Annotated in this window: 12 protein-coding genes; 5 read left to right on the top strand and 7 right to left on the bottom strand. The window is 65.6% G+C overall.

All coding sequences use genetic code 11. The features are described from left to right. The first annotated feature begins 91 nt into the window (after positions 1-91). Positions 92-1,567, top strand: a complete 1,476-nt coding sequence (putP, locus tag ACF66B_RS01305; RefSeq protein WP_111428618.1) for a sodium/proline symporter PutP — start codon at positions 92-94, stop codon at positions 1,565-1,567. A 43-nt stretch (positions 1,568-1,610) separates the two neighbouring features. On the opposite strand, the gene ACF66B_RS01300 is transcribed toward putP, so the two are convergent. After that, complete coding sequence (locus ACF66B_RS01300) at positions 1,611-2,816, bottom strand: MFS transporter (protein WP_111428619.1); 1,206 nt, start codon at positions 2,814-2,816, stop codon at positions 1,611-1,613. Further along, positions 2,813-5,725, bottom strand: a complete 2,913-nt coding sequence (locus ACF66B_RS01295; protein ID WP_111428620.1) for a valine--tRNA ligase — start codon at positions 5,723-5,725, stop codon at positions 2,813-2,815. The genes ACF66B_RS01300 and ACF66B_RS01295 overlap by 4 nt, the downstream gene beginning before the upstream one ends. 222 nt (positions 5,726-5,947) lie before the next feature. Here ACF66B_RS01295 and ACF66B_RS01290 point away from each other — a divergent pair, with 222 nt between their 5' ends. Next, positions 5,948-8,239: a xanthine dehydrogenase family protein molybdopterin-binding subunit gene (locus ACF66B_RS01290; RefSeq protein WP_111428621.1), complete on the top strand. Its 2,292-nt coding sequence runs from the start codon at positions 5,948-5,950 to the stop codon at positions 8,237-8,239. Between the two features lie 96 nt (positions 8,240-8,335). On the opposite strand, the gene ACF66B_RS01285 is transcribed toward ACF66B_RS01290, so the two are convergent. From ACF66B_RS01285 to ACF66B_RS01275, 3 genes are all read right to left on the bottom strand, one after another. Then, positions 8,336-8,821, bottom strand: coding sequence for a hypothetical protein (locus tag ACF66B_RS01285; protein WP_162683159.1), 486 nt, complete (start codon positions 8,819-8,821; stop codon positions 8,336-8,338). Then, complete coding sequence (locus ACF66B_RS01280; RefSeq protein ID WP_162683160.1) at positions 8,809-10,194, bottom strand: TolC family outer membrane protein; 1,386 nt, start codon at positions 10,192-10,194, stop codon at positions 8,809-8,811. The genes ACF66B_RS01285 and ACF66B_RS01280 overlap by 13 nt, the downstream gene beginning before the upstream one ends. Before the next feature lie 98 nt (positions 10,195-10,292). After that, positions 10,293-10,946, bottom strand: coding sequence for a protein-L-isoaspartate O-methyltransferase (locus ACF66B_RS01275; protein WP_111428624.1), 654 nt, complete (start codon positions 10,944-10,946; stop codon positions 10,293-10,295). A gap of 172 nt (positions 10,947-11,118) precedes the next feature. On the opposite strand from ACF66B_RS01275, the gene bcp reads away from it, so the two are divergent. From bcp to ACF66B_RS01260, 3 genes are all read left to right on the top strand, one after another. Next, positions 11,119-11,592, top strand: a complete 474-nt coding sequence (gene bcp, locus ACF66B_RS01270; RefSeq protein WP_111428625.1) for a thioredoxin-dependent thiol peroxidase — start codon at positions 11,119-11,121, stop codon at positions 11,590-11,592. 230 nt (positions 11,593-11,822) lie between these two features. After that, positions 11,823-13,160: a DUF5930 domain-containing protein gene (locus ACF66B_RS01265; protein WP_111428626.1), complete on the top strand. Its 1,338-nt coding sequence runs from the start codon at positions 11,823-11,825 to the stop codon at positions 13,158-13,160. Then, on the top strand, positions 13,150-13,686 hold the full coding sequence (locus ACF66B_RS01260) for a polymer-forming cytoskeletal protein (protein ID WP_111428627.1): 537 nt from the start codon (positions 13,150-13,152) through the stop codon (positions 13,684-13,686). The genes ACF66B_RS01265 and ACF66B_RS01260 overlap by 11 nt, the downstream gene beginning before the upstream one ends. A gap of 91 nt (positions 13,687-13,777) precedes the next feature. Here the strand turns inward: ACF66B_RS01260 and ACF66B_RS01255 are convergent, their stop codons facing one another. Both ACF66B_RS01255 and ACF66B_RS01250 read right to left on the bottom strand, forming a co-directional pair. Then, the gene (locus ACF66B_RS01255; protein WP_111428628.1) at positions 13,778-14,218 is read right to left on the bottom strand and encodes a DUF6446 family protein; all 441 of its coding nucleotides are present in this window, start codon (positions 14,216-14,218) and stop codon (positions 13,778-13,780) included. 28 nt (positions 14,219-14,246) lie between these two features. Then, a complete protein-coding gene (locus ACF66B_RS01250) occupies positions 14,247-15,170 on the bottom strand; it encodes a glycine--tRNA ligase subunit alpha (RefSeq protein WP_111428629.1) in 924 nt (307 codons plus the stop codon). Positions 15,171-15,238: the final 68 nt, after the last annotated feature.

Here is a 15,238-nt window from a genome sequence, read left to right as displayed (position 1 = left end):
TGAGCAATTGCTCTGAGCGAATATTACCTCTATCAGCGACCTTTCAGCTGCGAAAACCGAGAAAACAGATGCAGATTTAGGAGGGGTAAAAATGCAACTTGGTGTTTGGATCAGTCTCACGCTCTATTTTGTGCTGATGCTCGCAATAGGATTCTATGCTTGGCGGAAATCAACCGGAAACTCCGAAGAATACATTCTGGGCGGGCGAAACCTCCCTCCAGCCGTTGCCGCACTTTCCGCTGGCGCATCCGATATGAGCGGCTGGCTGCTCCTTGGCCTTCCTGGCGCGCTTTATGCCGCGGGTCTCGTCGAGGCCTGGATCGGCATCGGTCTCTTCTTCGGCGCCCTGCTCAACTGGATCATCGTCGCCCCGCGTTTGCGCGAACAGACCGAGCGATACGATAACGCACTGACAATTCCGGAGTTTCTGGCCAACCGCTTTCCGTCCCAGGCCACGCTGCTGCGGATGGTTTCCGCCGTCGTGATCGTCACGTTCTTCTCGGTCTACACGGCCTCGGGCCTTGTCGCAGGCGGCAAGCTGTTCATGAGCGCCTTCGAGGGCAGCTATCAGACAGGTGTCTGGCTGACGCTCGGTGTCGTTCTGGCCTACACGGTCGTGGGTGGGTTCCTCGCGGTATGCCTCACCGACTTCGTGCAGGGCTGCATCATGATGCTCGCCCTTGTCATCATGCCCATCGTCGTGCTGACCGCCGGACAAGGCAACGGCTTCTCGCAGGCCGCCGAGACCCTGAGCGCGGTTGATCCGAACTACCTCTCGCTCACCCACGGCCTCACCGTCGTCGGCTTTCTCTCCGCCGTAACCTGGGGGCTGGGATATTTCGGGCAGCCGCATATCATCGTGCGCTTCATGGCGGTGCGCAGCGTCAAGGACGTGCCGATGGCACGCCGGATCGGCATGACCTGGATGGCGATCTCCCTGCTTGGCGCGATTGGTCTTGGCATCTACGGGCGCGCGTACTTCGTGCGCAACGGCATGACGATCGAGGATCCGGAAACGATCTTCATCCTGCTCGCCGAGCTTCTGTTCCATCCGCTCATCACCGGCTTCCTGTTTGCCGCCCTTCTCGCCGCCATCATGAGCACGGTCTCGAGCCAGCTTCTCGTCTCGTCGTCCTCGCTCGCCGAAGACTTCTATCGGCTGCTCCTGAACCGTGAGGCCAGCCAGAAGACCCTGGTTCTTGTCGGCCGGATCGCCGTGGTCCTCGTCGGCGCCGTGGCAGCGCTTATCGCCGGCGATCCCGACTCCGAGGTGCTTGGACTGGTCGCCAACGCATGGGCCGGTTTCGGCGCGGCGTTCGGTCCGTTGATGATCCTTTCGCTCACCTGGCCCCGCATGACGGGCGCCGGCGCCGTCTCCGGTCTCGTGGTGGGGGCCGCGACCGTGATCATCTGGATCAGCCTTGGCCTCAATGCGAGCTTCCTCGGCGGCCCCGGCGTCTACGAGATCATCCCGGGCTTCATCGCAGCCTTTGCCGCGATCTTCTTCGTCAGCCGCGCCACAGCGGATACCGGCGAGTTCCGGCCGCTCACGAATCCCGCGGAGTGAGAAAACCGACCGGCCCCGGCGTCTCGCGTCCGGGGCCGGTCAGTTATGACCGCCGGCCCGTCAGGCAGTGAAGACCATAGACCGCCACCGCCGCGCCGCCGAAGATCACCATGGTGAGGCTGATCGCCCGGTGATCCGTCCCGTGGAGCGCGGTCGCGACGGACCCGCCGAGAAACGCCCCGATCATCAGAAGCATCCCGAGAAACGAGGCCGCGAAGCCCGGCATCCCGCCCGCCGGCCGCATCGCGATCGCCATGCCGGAGGGCATGATGGCGCCGAAGCAGAGCAGATAGAGACAGATCCCGCCCCAGAAGAGTGCCAGCGGCGGGGTGAAGGCGAGGAACGCGCCCTGCACGCAGATCGCGAGCGCCAGTACCGAAACCGCCACGGCCATCACCCCGTCAAGCGAGAACCGCGCCCCGAACCAGCGCATCGAGACCGAGCCCACCGCGTTGCACACCGCCGCGACGAAGAAGATCGCACCGAATGCTTCCGGCGTTACGCCATAGGCCTGCTCGGCCACCACCGCCCCGAGCGCCAGAACCGAGCCGTAGCCCGCGAAGGTGAGCACGATCACGCTGCCCCCGAGCAGATATTCCCGCTCGCGCAGGAGGTTCCGCCCGGCCGGCAGCACGAAGCCGAGCGAGAACCGCTCCGGCCGCCGCACGCGCAGGGTTTCCGGAAGCATCCGGAAGGCCAGCACCCAGCAGACGGCGCCGACGACCGCGAGCAGCACGAAACAGGCCCGCCAGTCGAACAGCACCAGCAGCGCCGAGCCCAACACCGGTGCCACCAGGGGCCCGAGCGAGACCGTCGCCATCAGGAGCGAGAGAAGCTGCACCGTCTGCGGCCCTGTGCCCAGATCGCGGGTCATCGCGCGCGCCACCACCGGCGCCCCGGCACAGAGCCCGTGCACGAACCGCAGCGCCAGCAGAACCCAGAAGTTCGGCGCCACCACGCACCCCGCCGCCGCGAGCGTCATCGCTCCGAGGCTCATGAGAATGATCGGCCGCCGCCCCCAAGCATCCGAGGCAATGCCCCAGACCACCTGCCCGAAACCGTAGCCGAGCAGGAAGCCGCCCACGAGCAGCCCGCCGAACGCTTCCGGCACGCCGTATTCCGCCGCGATCAGCCCCGTCGCCGGAAGCATGATGTCCGTCGAGACGGCGGGCATCATCGAGATCGCGCAAAGCAGCCAGACAACCGCGGGCGGGATCAGCGGCGCCGTCTCCGCCCGCGCCGCGCTCACGCGAGTTCGGCCAGCCGCGCCTCGGCCGACTGGAGGATGGTGATCTCCTCCTCCGCCGCCTCGAGCCGGGCCTTGTTCTCGTCCACCACCTCTTCCGGCGCCTTGGCGAGGAAGGCCTCGTTCGAAAGCTTGGAGCGCAGCCCCTTCACCTCTTTCCCGAGCTTGTCGAGCGCCTTGGCAAGCCGCTTGCGCTCGGCGGAGACGTCGATCACATCGGCGAGCGGCAGACAGAAGGTCGCGCCCCCCACCGCGAGTGTCACCGCCCCCTTGGGCGCGGCCGCGGCGGTCTCGAAACGCTCGACGCGCGCGAGCTTGCCCACCAGCGCCTCGCTCGCGGAGAGGAGAGCTGCACGCTCAGGCGCAAGGTCGAGCGCGATCAGGGTGACCTTCGCCCCTGCGGGCACATGCATCTGCGCCCGCACCGAACGGATCTCCTCGATGAGCCCGATCACCCAGTTCATCTCGTCATCGGCCGCCGTATCCACCAGCTCCGCGCCATAGGTGGGCCAGTCCGCATGGGCGAGCAGCTTCGCGCGCTCGCCCGTCGCACCCCAGAGCTCCTCGGTGACGAAGGGCATGAAGGGATGCATCAGGATCAGGCACTGGTCGATCACCCAGGCCATGGTCGCCCGCGTCTCGTCCGCCACCGCCGGATCGTCGAAGAGCGGCTTGGCGAGCTCGACATACCAGTCGCAGACCTTGCCCCAGACGAAGGCGTGGAGCGCGTTGGAGGCATCGTTGAAGCGATAGGCCGCAAGGGCGGCATCGAGCGCCTCGCGCACCTTGCCGGTCTCGCCGACGATCCACTTGTTGGTGACCTGGCGGACCGCCTTCGGATCGAACCCCGCCAGCGGACGGCAGCCGTTCATCTCGGCAAACCGCGCCGCGTTCCAGAGCTTGGTGCCGAAATTGCGATAGCCCGCAATCCGGTCCTTGGAGAGCTTCACGTCGCGCCCCAGCGCCGCCATGGAGGAAAGCGTGAAGCGCACCGCATCGGCGCCGTATTCGTCGATGAGTTCGATCGGATCGAGCACGTTTCCGAGCGATTTCGACATCTTCTTGCCCTTCTCGTCGCGGACGAGAGCATGGATGTAGACATCGCGGAACGGCACCCGCTCGGCGAGATCGGGCCGCTCGTCCTTCAGCAGCTCGATCTGCATCATCATCATGCGCGCGACCCAGAAGAACAGGATGTCGAAGCCGGTGACGAGCACGCTGGTCGGCACGAACTTCGCCAGATCCGCGGTCTCCTCCGGCCAGCCCATCGTCCCGATCGGCCAGATGCCCGACGAGAACCAGGTGTCGAGCACGTCGGGGTCACGGGTGAGCGCCTTGCCGCCCGCCTGCGCGACCGCCTCGGCCTCGGACATGGCGCAGTAGTGGTTGCCCTCCTCGTCATACCACACCGGGATCTGGTGCCCCCACCAGAGCTGGCGCGAGATGCACCACGGCTCGATGTTCTCGAGCCAGTGGTCATAGACCTTCTGATATTGCTCCGGCACGATGCGGGTCTTGCCCGAATGCACCGCCTCGAGCGCCGGCCCCGCGAGCTTCGCCGCATCGACGAACCACTGGTCGGTCAGCATCGGCTCGATGACGACCTTCGAACGGTCGCCGAAGGGCTGCATGATCTTCTTGGCCTCGACCAGCGGCACCATGCCGGTGTCGAAACAGACGCGGCCATCGCTGTCGTCCGGCGCGCCCTGCACCATCACCGCAAGCCCTTCCTCGGTGATCTGCGCGATCACCCGCTTGCGCGCCTCGTAGCGGTCAAGCCCGCGCAGATCGTCGGGCACGAGGTTGAGGCCATCGACTTCCGTCTCGGTGAATGCCGCCCCGGCCGCAAGCTCCTGCGCCCGCGCCGCGCAGTCTGCATAAGGCGCGCCGTCGTCGCGCATCCGGGCCTGGGTGTCCATCAGGCGGTACATCGGAATGCCGCCGCGCTTGGCGACCTGATAGTCGTTGAAGTCATGCGCGCCGGTGATCTTCACCGCGCCCGAGCCGAATTCCGGATCGGGGTATTCATCCACGATGATCGGGATCAGGCGGCGGTGCGCCTTTGGGCCCACCGGGATCTCGCAGAGCTTGCCGACGATCGGCGCATAGCGCGCGTCGGAAGGATGCACGGCAACCGCGCCGTCGCCCAGCATCGTCTCGGGACGGGTCGTCGCAATGGAGATGTAATCCCGCGTCTCGCGGAGCGTGACGTTCCCGTCCGCATCCTTTTCGATGTATTCATAGGTCTCGCCGCCCGCGAGCGGATACTTGAAATGCCACATGTGGCCGTCGACCTCGATGTTCTCCACCTCGAGGTCGGAGATCGCGGTCTCGAATTTCGGGTCCCAGTTCACCAGCCGCTTGCCGCGGTAGATCAGTCCGCGCTCGTAGAAGGTGACGAAGGCCTTCAGCACCGCGTCGTGGAAGTTGCCTTCCTCGCCTGCGGGCGCGCCCGGTGCGCCCGACATGGTGAAGGCGTTGCGGCTGAGATCGAAGCTGTCGCCCAGCCGCTTGCACTGCTCGAGGATCGTGCCGCCCGAATGCGCCTTCCACTCCCAGACCTTCTCCACGAAGGTCTCGCGGCCCATCTCGCGGCGGGATGGCTCGCCCGCGGCCGCCATCTGGCGCTCGACGACCATCTGCGTCGCGATCCCCGCATGGTCGAGCCCCGGCTGCCAGAGCACGTCATCGCCCTGCATCCGATGCCAGCGGGTCAGGATGTCCATGAGCGTGTGGTTGAAGGCATGCCCCATGTGCAGGCTGCCCGTCACGTTCGGGGGCGGCAGCAGGATGCAGAACGGATCCGCCCCCGGCTTCGCATTGGCGCCCGACACGAAGGCCCGCGCCTCTTCCCACATTGCGCTGATCCGCGGCTCGGCGCTCGCGGCGTCGAAGGTCTTTTGCATCGGCATGGGCTGGCTCATCCGTTTCTTGTCAGACCCGTCTCATAACCGCGCGCGACGCAGAGGAAAAGGCCGCGGAAAGCGTTACCGGATGGTCCAGAAACAGCCATATGGATTCCATACGCTTTCCATATGGATTCCATATCGGCCCCCTACACCTTACGGCGCTCTGGACGCCACCCGGCGAGCCGTTAGTCTGCCCTCCGAACGACCAGCGGGAGGAATCGCGAGATGACGAAATTCGGAACCAGCCAGAGCGTCCTGCGCCGCGAGGATGCCCGCTTCCTGACCGGTACCGGCAGCTATATCGAGGACATGATCCCCGAAGGAGCGCTCTTTGCCGCGATCTTCCGAAGCCCCGTCGCCCATGGCCGCATCACCGGGCTCGATGTGAACGATGCGCGCGAGGCGCCGGGTGTCCGGGGCGTATGGACCGCTGCGGATATAGACGGCAAGATGTTGAATTCAATAGCCTTCAGCGTCGTGAAGAACCGCGATGGCAGCAAGGGTGCCAGCCCCGCGCGCCCCATTCTTGCCTCCGATACGGTGCGCTTCGCGGGGGAAGCCATTGCGATCGTCGTCGCCGAAAGCCGCCTTGAGGCGCTCGATGCACTCGAGCTCATCGCCTGCGACATCGACGAACTGCCCGTGCATGTCGAGACCGCCCCGGGCGGCGAGGCCATCCACCCGGAAGCCCCGGACAACATCGCCTACGACTGGTCCCACGGTGATGAGGGCTCCGTAAACCGCGCCTTTGACTCAGCGCCCTACACGACGAAACTCGATCTCGTCGACAACCGCATCATCTGCGCCTCGATGGAGCCCCGCGGCTGCATCGCCACGTGGGACGGCAGCCGCCTCCACGTCGGCTTCACCGGTCAGGGTGTCTGGAACCTGCGCAACGAACTGGCGGGCGTCCTCTCCCTTCCGAAGGACGCCGTGCATGTAACCACCCCGGATGTTGGTGGAGGTTTCGGCATGAAGTCCTTCAATTACCCGGAATATTTCGCTTCTGCCTTTGCCGCGCGCGAGCTGGGCACCACCGTAGCCTGGATCCCGAGCCGCTCGGAGTCCATGCTCTCCGACAATGGCGGCCGGGATCATGTCACCACCGCCGAGGCCGCCTTCGACGCGGAGTATCGCCTCACCGCACTCCGCATCACCTGCACCTCCAACCTCGGCGCCTACAACTCCTCCTTCGCCCAGTACATCGCCTCCGAGCTTGCGCTCAAGGTCATGCCCGGCGTCTACGATGTCCAGAATACCCTCTTCTCGGTGAAGGGCGTCTTCACCAACACCACCCCCGTCGACGCCTACCGCGGCGCAGGCCGCCCCGAAGCGATCTACGTGATCGAGCGCCTGATGGACTGGTCTGCCCGCGAGCTCGGGCAAGATCCGCTGGAGCTGCGCCGCAAAAGCTTCATTCCGAAGGAAAAATTCCCTTACAAAACTGCCGCGGGCGAGCTCTATGATGTGGGGGATTTCAACCGCGTCCTCGATCGTGCCGTGATGGAAGCCGATCTCGCCGGCTTCACGGCCCGCAAGGAGGCAAGCGCGGCGGCGGGCAAGCTCCGTGGACTCGGGCTCTGCTACTACATCGAGTCGATCCTCGGCGATCAGAACGAGACCACCACCATCGCCTTCGCCGATGACGGCATGGTCGAGCTCGCCGTCGGCACCCAGTCGAACGGCCAGGGCCACGAAACCGTCTTCGCCCAGTTCCTCAACGAGCACGCCGGCATCCCGTTCGACCGCATCCGCTTCATCCAGGGCGACTCGGACCGCATTGCCAAGGGCGGCGGCACCGGTGGCTCGCGCTCCGTGACCATGCAGGGCAACTCCATCATCAAGACCGCCCGTGAAGTCATCGAGAACTTCCGGCCGCTCGCCGAGGACGAGCTCGAGGTCTCCGGCGCCGATCTCGTCTTCGAGGACGGCGCCTTCCGCATCGCGGGCACCGACCGCGAGATCGGGCTGGTCGCACTCGCGGATCTCGCGCGCTCGAAAGGTCAGGCGGAACTCCTTGTCACAACACGGGAATTTACCGTGCCCGGCCGTTCCTACCCGAATGGCGCGCATCTGGCCGAGGTCGAGATCGACCCCGACACCGGCAAGCTCGATGTGGTGAAATACACCGTGGTCGACGATTTCGGCTATCTTGTGAACCCGATGCTGGCAGAGGGCCAGGTCCATGGCGGCGTCGCCCAGGGCATCGGACAGGCGGTGACCGAGCACGTGGTCTATTCCGAAGACGGCCAGCTCCTGAGTGGCTCCTTCATGGATTACGGCCTTCCGCGCGCCGATGATGTGCCGTTCATCGCCTTCCACGCCGAGCTTGTACCCTCGACCGCCAACGACATCGGCATGAAGGGATGCGGCGAGGCCGGCACCGTAGGGGCGCTTGCCGCCGTCACCAACGCAGCACTCGATGCGGTCTGGGACGCGGGCGTGCGGCATGTCGACATGCCGCTCACCCCGAGCCGGGTCTGGAGCTGGCTCAATACGGCCCAGGCCGCCGAATAGAAACCGCCTCGAGCCCGCTCCGGTCGGGAGCGGGGCTCGAGGGACAAGGCATTGTGATATATTGGGAATCTCGCGAGGGCTACGCGCTGCCGCCCCTTACCCCTGAGAGGAGGTTTCGCGCTCCTCGGCAAGGATCTGGCCGATCTCACGACGGATGAGCTTGCGGAGATTGCGACTGATCCGGTCTCCGAGTTCCCCCTGAAGCTCCTCGCGCACGATGGCGTTGATGACAGCCCGCAGCGCCTCCTCGTCGAGGATCGGGGCGCCATGGCCCGGCAGGCCGCTCGCATCGATGCCTTCGGTCAGGATCTCGCCGGACCGCGCGTCCTCGCGGCCCGCGTCGACCCGCATCTCCGGCGTGAGGATCAGCACGCCTTCCAGACCTGCAGCCTCTTCGCGCTTGCTCACGCGCGCGGCGGTCTCGGCCGTCACCAGCTGGCGGATCGAGGCGAGCACGTCGGCAAGATCCTGGCGCGGCGGCCCATCGGAGCGCGGGGCCGCTCCGCCCTCCGCTTCAGCCGCCCTTGGCTCTTCCCCGTCCTTGTCGCGCTCCGTCTCCAACCGCTGCTCTACCGTTCCCATCTGGCCCTGATCCGATCGACCGCGGAGGTATCATAGCCGCCAACCGGCGCATTCTGAACCTTCGCGAAATAGACGTCGGGATTGTATGTCTCGATACCGAGATTGAGATGCTCGACCGTCATCAGACCCATGGCCTGGAGGAGCGCATAGGCCGCGACATATTCGTCGCGTACCGCCGAAACGACCTCGGCCTCGGCCTGCAGGCGATCCTGGTCGGCATCAAGCACATCGAGTGTCGAGCGCGCACCGAGCCGGGCCTCTTCGGTGACCCCTTCCGCGGCGATGCGGCTCGCATCCGCCTGTTCACGCCGCGCGGTGATCGCAACCTTGGCCACCTCGAGCTGAGTCCAGGCGGCCGCGACCGACTGCGTGACGCTCCGCCCCGCGTCCTGAACCTCGAACTGGCGCTGATCGACCACGGCCTGCGCCTGCCGGATAAGGCTCGAATTGCTCCCACCGCTATAGAGCGGCATCGAACCGTTGATGGAGACCTCCGCAAAGGGATCGCCGGTGAAATCCCCGAACTGGTTGGTGGCCCGTTCGATCCCGGTCGTCACGTTGACACCAACCGATGGGCCGGTCGCGGCGCGGGCGCGGTCGAAATCGTATACCGCCGAGCGCTCGGCGAACTGGGCCGAAACGATCTGCGGGTTGCGCTGCATGGCGATTGAAGTCGATTCCTCGAGCGAGGCCGGAACGGCGGGCAGCGGCGGCAGCGGGTCGAGATTCTGGGGCGGATGGCCCACAGCCGCGCGGTAGGCCTCCCGCGAAACCTCGAGCGCGCCGAGCGCATCCGCGAGGTTGGCCCGGCTCTCGGCCAGGCGGGCCTCGCTCTGGCTCACGTCGGTGCGCGTCACCTCGCCCACATCGAAGCGGTTCTGGGTGGCGCGGAGCGTCTCATCGAGGCGCTGCACATCGGCCCTCGCAATCCGCACGAATTCCTCGTCCCGGCGCACGTTGGCATAGGCCTGCACCGCGGAAAAAAGCACGTTCTGCTCCACCGTCTTCAGGTCGGCCCGGCCGGCGGCGATGTTGTTGCGCGCCGATTCGATTGCGGCCTTGGTCTGGCCGCTGTCATAGATCAGCAGTGTCGCGACAAGCGTCGCCTGCAACGCATCCGCATGGCTCTCGAAATCACCGTAATCGGCCCCGGTTGACCCCGCGACATTTGCATCAACCTGCGGCCTGCGGTTCGCGCGCGCCTGCGGCACACTTTCGTCGAGGCTGCGCAGCGCCGCGCGGCTCGAGGCAAGCAGCGGGCTCGTCTGGTAGGCCTGGATCAGCGCGTCGGTCAGCGTCTCCGCAGATGCGGCCGAAAGCGCGATCCCGTTCGTTGCAGCCGCGATGGCCGTGGTGAAAAGAAGGGCTCTCAATCGTCTTGTCCGCATGTCGGTCCTCCGGAAACTGCTCAAACCGGCCGGCCCGGCATTCGGGCTCACTGAGGGTTTGGCGCACTATCGGATGCGGCGGATCAGAATTCAAACGCTTTCGTTTCGCTGAACCCGGGCAGGACAGGCGCTGTGGCATCGAAGATACGGCGCCAGGCAATGCCGCCGGTGGTATTGATTCCGAGCCGGGCCTGACCGTTGCGGCCATCGCCGAAGATTGCAACGATCCGTCCGCCGGGCTTCAACTGCGCCGCAATCGCCTCCGGAAGCACCCCGATGCAGCCCTCGATGACGATTGCATCGAAGGGCCCGTGCCCGGCCCGACCTTCGGCGAGCGGCCCGGATTCCACCAGCGCATTGGTCGCCCCCTCGGCGGCGAGGATTTCCTCGGCCTGGGCCGCCATCGCCGCGTCTTCCTCGACGCCGATCACCGCCTCGGCCATCCGCGCGAGCACCGCGGAGGAGTAGCCGAGACCGCAGCCGATATCGAGCACGAGATCCTTCGGGCCGACATTCACGGCATCCAGAAGTTTCGCAAACACCCGCGGATCGAGCAGCACACGCCCCGGCGCCAGCGGCACATGCTCGCCGAGATAGGCCACCGGCCGCAGCCCCTCGGGCACGAATTCCTCGCGCGGGACGTTCAACAGGGCCTCGATGATCGGATAGCGCGTCACGTCGGACGGCCTCACCTGACAATCCACCATGGCTTCACGCGCTGCCGCAAAATCGGTCATGTTCTCATCACCTTTCCGCCCGAACCGGATCTCAGGCGGTGATGCCACATTTGCAACGGCGTGACAACGCGCGACCGAGCCGCCCGGACCCGCCGTATTTTGCCTGTTGCGGCTCCCCGATGCCGTGTCCAATTTGGCAACCCAGCCGATGACAGACCCGAAGGAGATTCCCATGCCGACCCTCGAAGCCGGCCAGCCTGCCCCCGCATTCAGCCTGCCGCGCGATGGCGGCGGGACGCTCGATCTCGCGGACTATGCCGGACGCATCGTCGTCGTCTTCTTCTATCCCAAGGACGACACCTCGGGCTGCACCAAGGAAGCCATCGGCTTCACCGAGCGCATGGCCGATTTCGAGGCCGCGGGAGCTGCGGTCATCGGCATCTCCAAGGACAGCGTGAAGAGCCACGACAAGTTCAAGGCCAAGCACGAACTCGCCATGCCGCTGCTCTCCGATGAAGATGGGTCGGTATGCGATCAATTCGGGGTCTGGGTCGAGAAGTCCATGTATGGCCGGAAATACATGGGAATCGAGCGCTCGACCTTCCTGATCGACGGCACCGGAACGCTCCGGCAGGTCTGGCGCAAGGTGAAGGTGCCCGGCCATGTCGACGCGGTCCTGGCTGCCGTTCGCGAGATCTCCGGCTGACGCAGGCGCGAATTTCCCCGGTGTCGCGGGTATTTGAACAGTCGACTTCGCAAGCCGCCTCAACAGGGCCGAATTTCGGCAGGGCAAGGCGAAACCGAAACAACTGGCAGATATCCGCCGACCGGGTAACCTTCGTTAAAGATCACGTTGCATTGCACCACGCCGCCCCATATCACACCATCGATTGGGGCTGAAGCTGCACCATATACAAGAAACGGTTGGGTGGACGTATGGCGATCACGCTGCGCCGGACGAATAAAGTGTTGTCGGCGGTTGTTTCCGAGAAACGCATCTACATTCAGTCCGGCCCTTCGACCAGCTACATCCGGTTCACGCCCATCTCGCAGCTGCTTCTCGGCAGCGCGGCCTTGGCACTCGTCGGCTGGCTTGCCGCCTCGACCTCGATCGTCGTGCTCGACCGGATCTCCTCGCGCACCGAGGTGAACCAGACGCTGGTGCTGCGCGACGCCTACAAGATCCGGCTCGACGAACTGGCCGCCGAGCGCGACCAGCGCGCCGCCGAGGCCCGCTCCGCCCAGGCTCGCTTCCAGGTGGCGATGGATCAGATCAGCCGCCAGCAGACCACGATCCTGCAATCCGTCGAGGAGCGGCGGGAGCTCTCGAATGCGCTCGATCTCATGCGCAACCGCCTGCAGGAAGCCGTGGCACAGCGCGACACGGTCGCTGCCAGCAACGAAGCCCTGCTCGACCGCATGAACGAGGTGAGCAAGTCGCTCAACCAGAGGCAGGGCGCGGATTCCGATCTGACCGAAACGCTCGATGCCGTTTCCGCCGCACTGGCCGAAGCCGTCACCGCCCGCGACACCGCAACCGCGGACCGCGCCGACCTCGAGCGCCAGCTCGCCGACCTCGAGCTGCGGATGAAGGTCAATGCGCAGCGTCAGGACGAGATGGTCGGGCAGATCGAGCAGGCCGTGGCGATGTCCTTCGGGCCGCTCGAGAAGATGTTCGAGAGATCGAGCGTCGATGTGGACCGCATTCTGGCCGAGGTCCGCAGGAACTATTCCGGCGAGGGCGGCCCGCTCAGCGGCGTCACGGTCTCGACCCGGTCCTTCGACAACGGCAACGACAGCAGCCGGCTCAACACCGTCCTCGTTTCGCTCGGCAAGATGAACGAGATGCGCATCGCGGCCTCGAAGATCCCGTTCGCGATACCGGTGAAGGATTCCTTCCGCTTCACCAGCGGCTTCGGCTACCGCCGCGACCCGAAGGGCGCGGGCCGCAGGATGCATGCGGGCCTCGACATGGCCGCCCCGAAGGGCACGCCGATCTACGCCACTGCCGACGGTGTGGTGGAATCGGCCGGCACCGAACGCGGTTATGGCCGTGTCGTCCGCATCCGTCACGAGTTCGGCTTCGAGACGGTCTATGCGCACCAAACAAAACTTCTGGTTGTAAAGGGTCAAAAAGTATCGCGCGGAGATTTAATTGGTGCTATGGGTTCAACTGGGCGTAGCACAGGCGTCCATCTCCACTATGAGGTCCGCCTGGATGGTCGCCCGGTTAACCCGATGACCTATCTGGAGGCTGCCAAGGATGTTTTCTAAGACCCGCCCCTCTGATTCCGGGCCGCACCCCTCTGAAACACAGGACGAGGCCCCCGTCCCGTCCCCCTCCGCCGAGCTCCGCACCTCTGATGCTCCCGCCCCGCCGCCGGCCATTCGCAAGCAAAAGCCGGCCGCCTCGGTGCTCTCCTCCGACATCACCATCACCGGCAACGTTCAATCGAGCGGTGACATTCAGGTCGAAGGCATCGTCGAGGGCGACATCCGCGCCCAGACCCTCATCGTTGGCGAAAGTGCAACGGTGAAAGGCGAGATCATCGCCGACGAGGTCATCACCCACGGCCGTGTCATCGGCCGGCTGCGCGGGCTCAAGGTGCGCCTCTCCTCCACCGCGCGTGTCGAGGGCGATATCGTCCACAAGGCAATCGCTATCGAGAGCGGCGCGCATTTCGAAGGTTCGGTGCAGCGTCAGGACGACCCGGTCGGCCAGAGCAATCCGCGCCACCAGTCTTCTTCCTCGGCGCTTGCAAGCGTGCCGGCACCCGCCCAGGCCAAGGCCGCGGGCTGACGATACCCGACGCGTACATCACCCACCCTGCGCCAGGACACGCCGCGATCTTCCGGCGTGTTCCCTTTCATTCAGGCCGCGGCGTCGGCCCTCACTCCGCATAGCCTTCCGCGAGCTGGCGCCAGAGATAGGCCCGGCCATCGGGATAGACTGCCACGATCGTGACGGTGCCCTCTGGCTCGCCGGTCGCGAGCTCGTACGCCTGCGCCTTGCCCGAGGCGATATCGACGGAAAGCCGGCCGACATCGAAACAGTCGAACCACGGCGGCGGGGTCAGCGGCGTCGGCGCCTTCGCCACCGGCAGGTCCCGAAGCAGCGCGGGTTCGGTCCGGAAGCAGGCCCGCAGCTTGAGCGGCGAGGTTTCCGCGTCGATCCGGTCGAGATCGCGGGCCGGCAGGATACGCCCACCCGCCTCGATCATCGCGCTCTCCTGATCGCGCTGGTAAAAGGCAAAGAACTGGAAATAGATCAGTGCCGCGGTGAAGACCGCAAGCATGACGAGAAAGCCGAGGATCAGCCGCCGTCCGCTCATCGCTCCGCTCCTCTCAAGCTGGTCCTGCTCACGCCACCACTGCGCCGCCGGCCTCGGTGGTGACGAACGCATCGGCGCAGGCCTTCGCCAGCGCCCGCACCCGGCCGATATAGGCCTGCCGTTCCGTCACCGAGATGACGCCACGCGCATCGAGCAGATTGAAGAGGTGGCTCGCCTTGATGCACTGGTCATAGGCCGGATGGGCCATGACGATCTTCCGGCCGGCCTTGTCCTCGACCGGGGCTGCGAGAATGCGGGCGCATTCCGCTTCCGCGTCCTCGAAATGCTTGAGCAGCATGCCGGTATCGGCCTGGTCGAAGTTCCAGCGGCTGTATTCCTGTTCGGTCTGGCGGAAGATGTCGCCATAGGTGAGCGGGATCGGCGCGCCGGGATCGTTGAAGGGCATGTCCATCACGTGATCGACGCCGAGGACGTACATCGCCAGCCGTTCGAGCCCGTAGGTGAGCTCGCCCGCGACCGGGTTGCAGTCATGGCCGCCGACCTGCTGGAAGTAGGTGAACTGGCTCACCTCCATCCCGTCGCACCAGACTTCCCAGCCGAGCCCCCAGGCACCGAGCGTCGGGCTCTCCCAGTCGTCCTCGACGAAGCGGATGTCGTGCAGCATGTCGTCGATCCCGATCGCATGCAGCGAGCCGAGGTAAAGCGCCTGCAGATCGGGCGGCGAGGGTTTGATGAGCACCTGAAACTGGTAATAGTGCTGAAGCCGGTTCGGGTTCTCGCCGTAGCGCCCGTCGGTCGGCCGCCGCGAGGGCTGCACATAGGCCGCCGCCCAGGGCCGCGCCCCGAGCGCGCGCAGGGTGGTCGCCGGGTGGAACGTGCCCGCACCCACTTCCATGTCGTAGGGCTGCAACACGGCACAGCCCTTCCCGGCCCAGTAGGACTGGAGGCGCAGGATCAGTTCCTGGAAACTCTTGGGCGCGGTGGTGCTCATGGATGCGTCCTTGTCTCGCAACTCGGGGCTCCCGTTTAGCACCCTGCCCGGCCGCGTCAATGCGCCGG

The organism is Amaricoccus sp. B4, from assembly GCF_043226085.1.
Classification (GTDB): Bacteria; Pseudomonadota; Alphaproteobacteria; order Rhodobacterales; family Rhodobacteraceae; genus Amaricoccus.
The sequence above is the reverse complement of the archived record's forward strand: the minus strand, read 5'-3'. Positions and strand labels throughout refer to the sequence as shown.

Bases quoted from the DNA above. Each gene is read 5' to 3' on its own strand.
- putP (WP_111428618.1), top strand. From the start codon at position 92: ATGCAACTTGGTGTTTGGATCAGTCTCACGCTCTATTTTGTGCTGATG.
- ACF66B_RS01295 (WP_111428620.1), bottom strand. From the start codon at position 5,725: ATGCCGATGCAAAAGACCTTCGACGCCGCGAGCGCCGAGCCGCGGATC.
- ACF66B_RS01290 (WP_111428621.1), top strand. From the start codon at position 5,948: ATGACGAAATTCGGAACCAGCCAGAGCGTCCTGCGCCGCGAGGATGCC.
- ACF66B_RS01285 (WP_162683159.1), bottom strand. From the start codon at position 8,821: ATGGGAACGGTAGAGCAGCGGTTGGAGACGGAGCGCGACAAGGACGGG.
- ACF66B_RS01275 (WP_111428624.1), bottom strand. From the start codon at position 10,946: ATGACCGATTTTGCGGCAGCGCGTGAAGCCATGGTGGATTGTCAGGTG.
- bcp (WP_111428625.1), top strand. From the start codon at position 11,119: ATGCCGACCCTCGAAGCCGGCCAGCCTGCCCCCGCATTCAGCCTGCCG.
- ACF66B_RS01265 (WP_111428626.1), top strand. From the start codon at position 11,823: ATGGCGATCACGCTGCGCCGGACGAATAAAGTGTTGTCGGCGGTTGTT.
- ACF66B_RS01260 (WP_111428627.1), top strand. From the start codon at position 13,150: ATGTTTTCTAAGACCCGCCCCTCTGATTCCGGGCCGCACCCCTCTGAA.
- ACF66B_RS01255 (WP_111428628.1), bottom strand. From the start codon at position 14,218: ATGAGCGGACGGCGGCTGATCCTCGGCTTTCTCGTCATGCTTGCGGTC.
- ACF66B_RS01250 (WP_111428629.1), bottom strand. From the start codon at position 15,170: ATGAGCACCACCGCGCCCAAGAGTTTCCAGGAACTGATCCTGCGCCTC.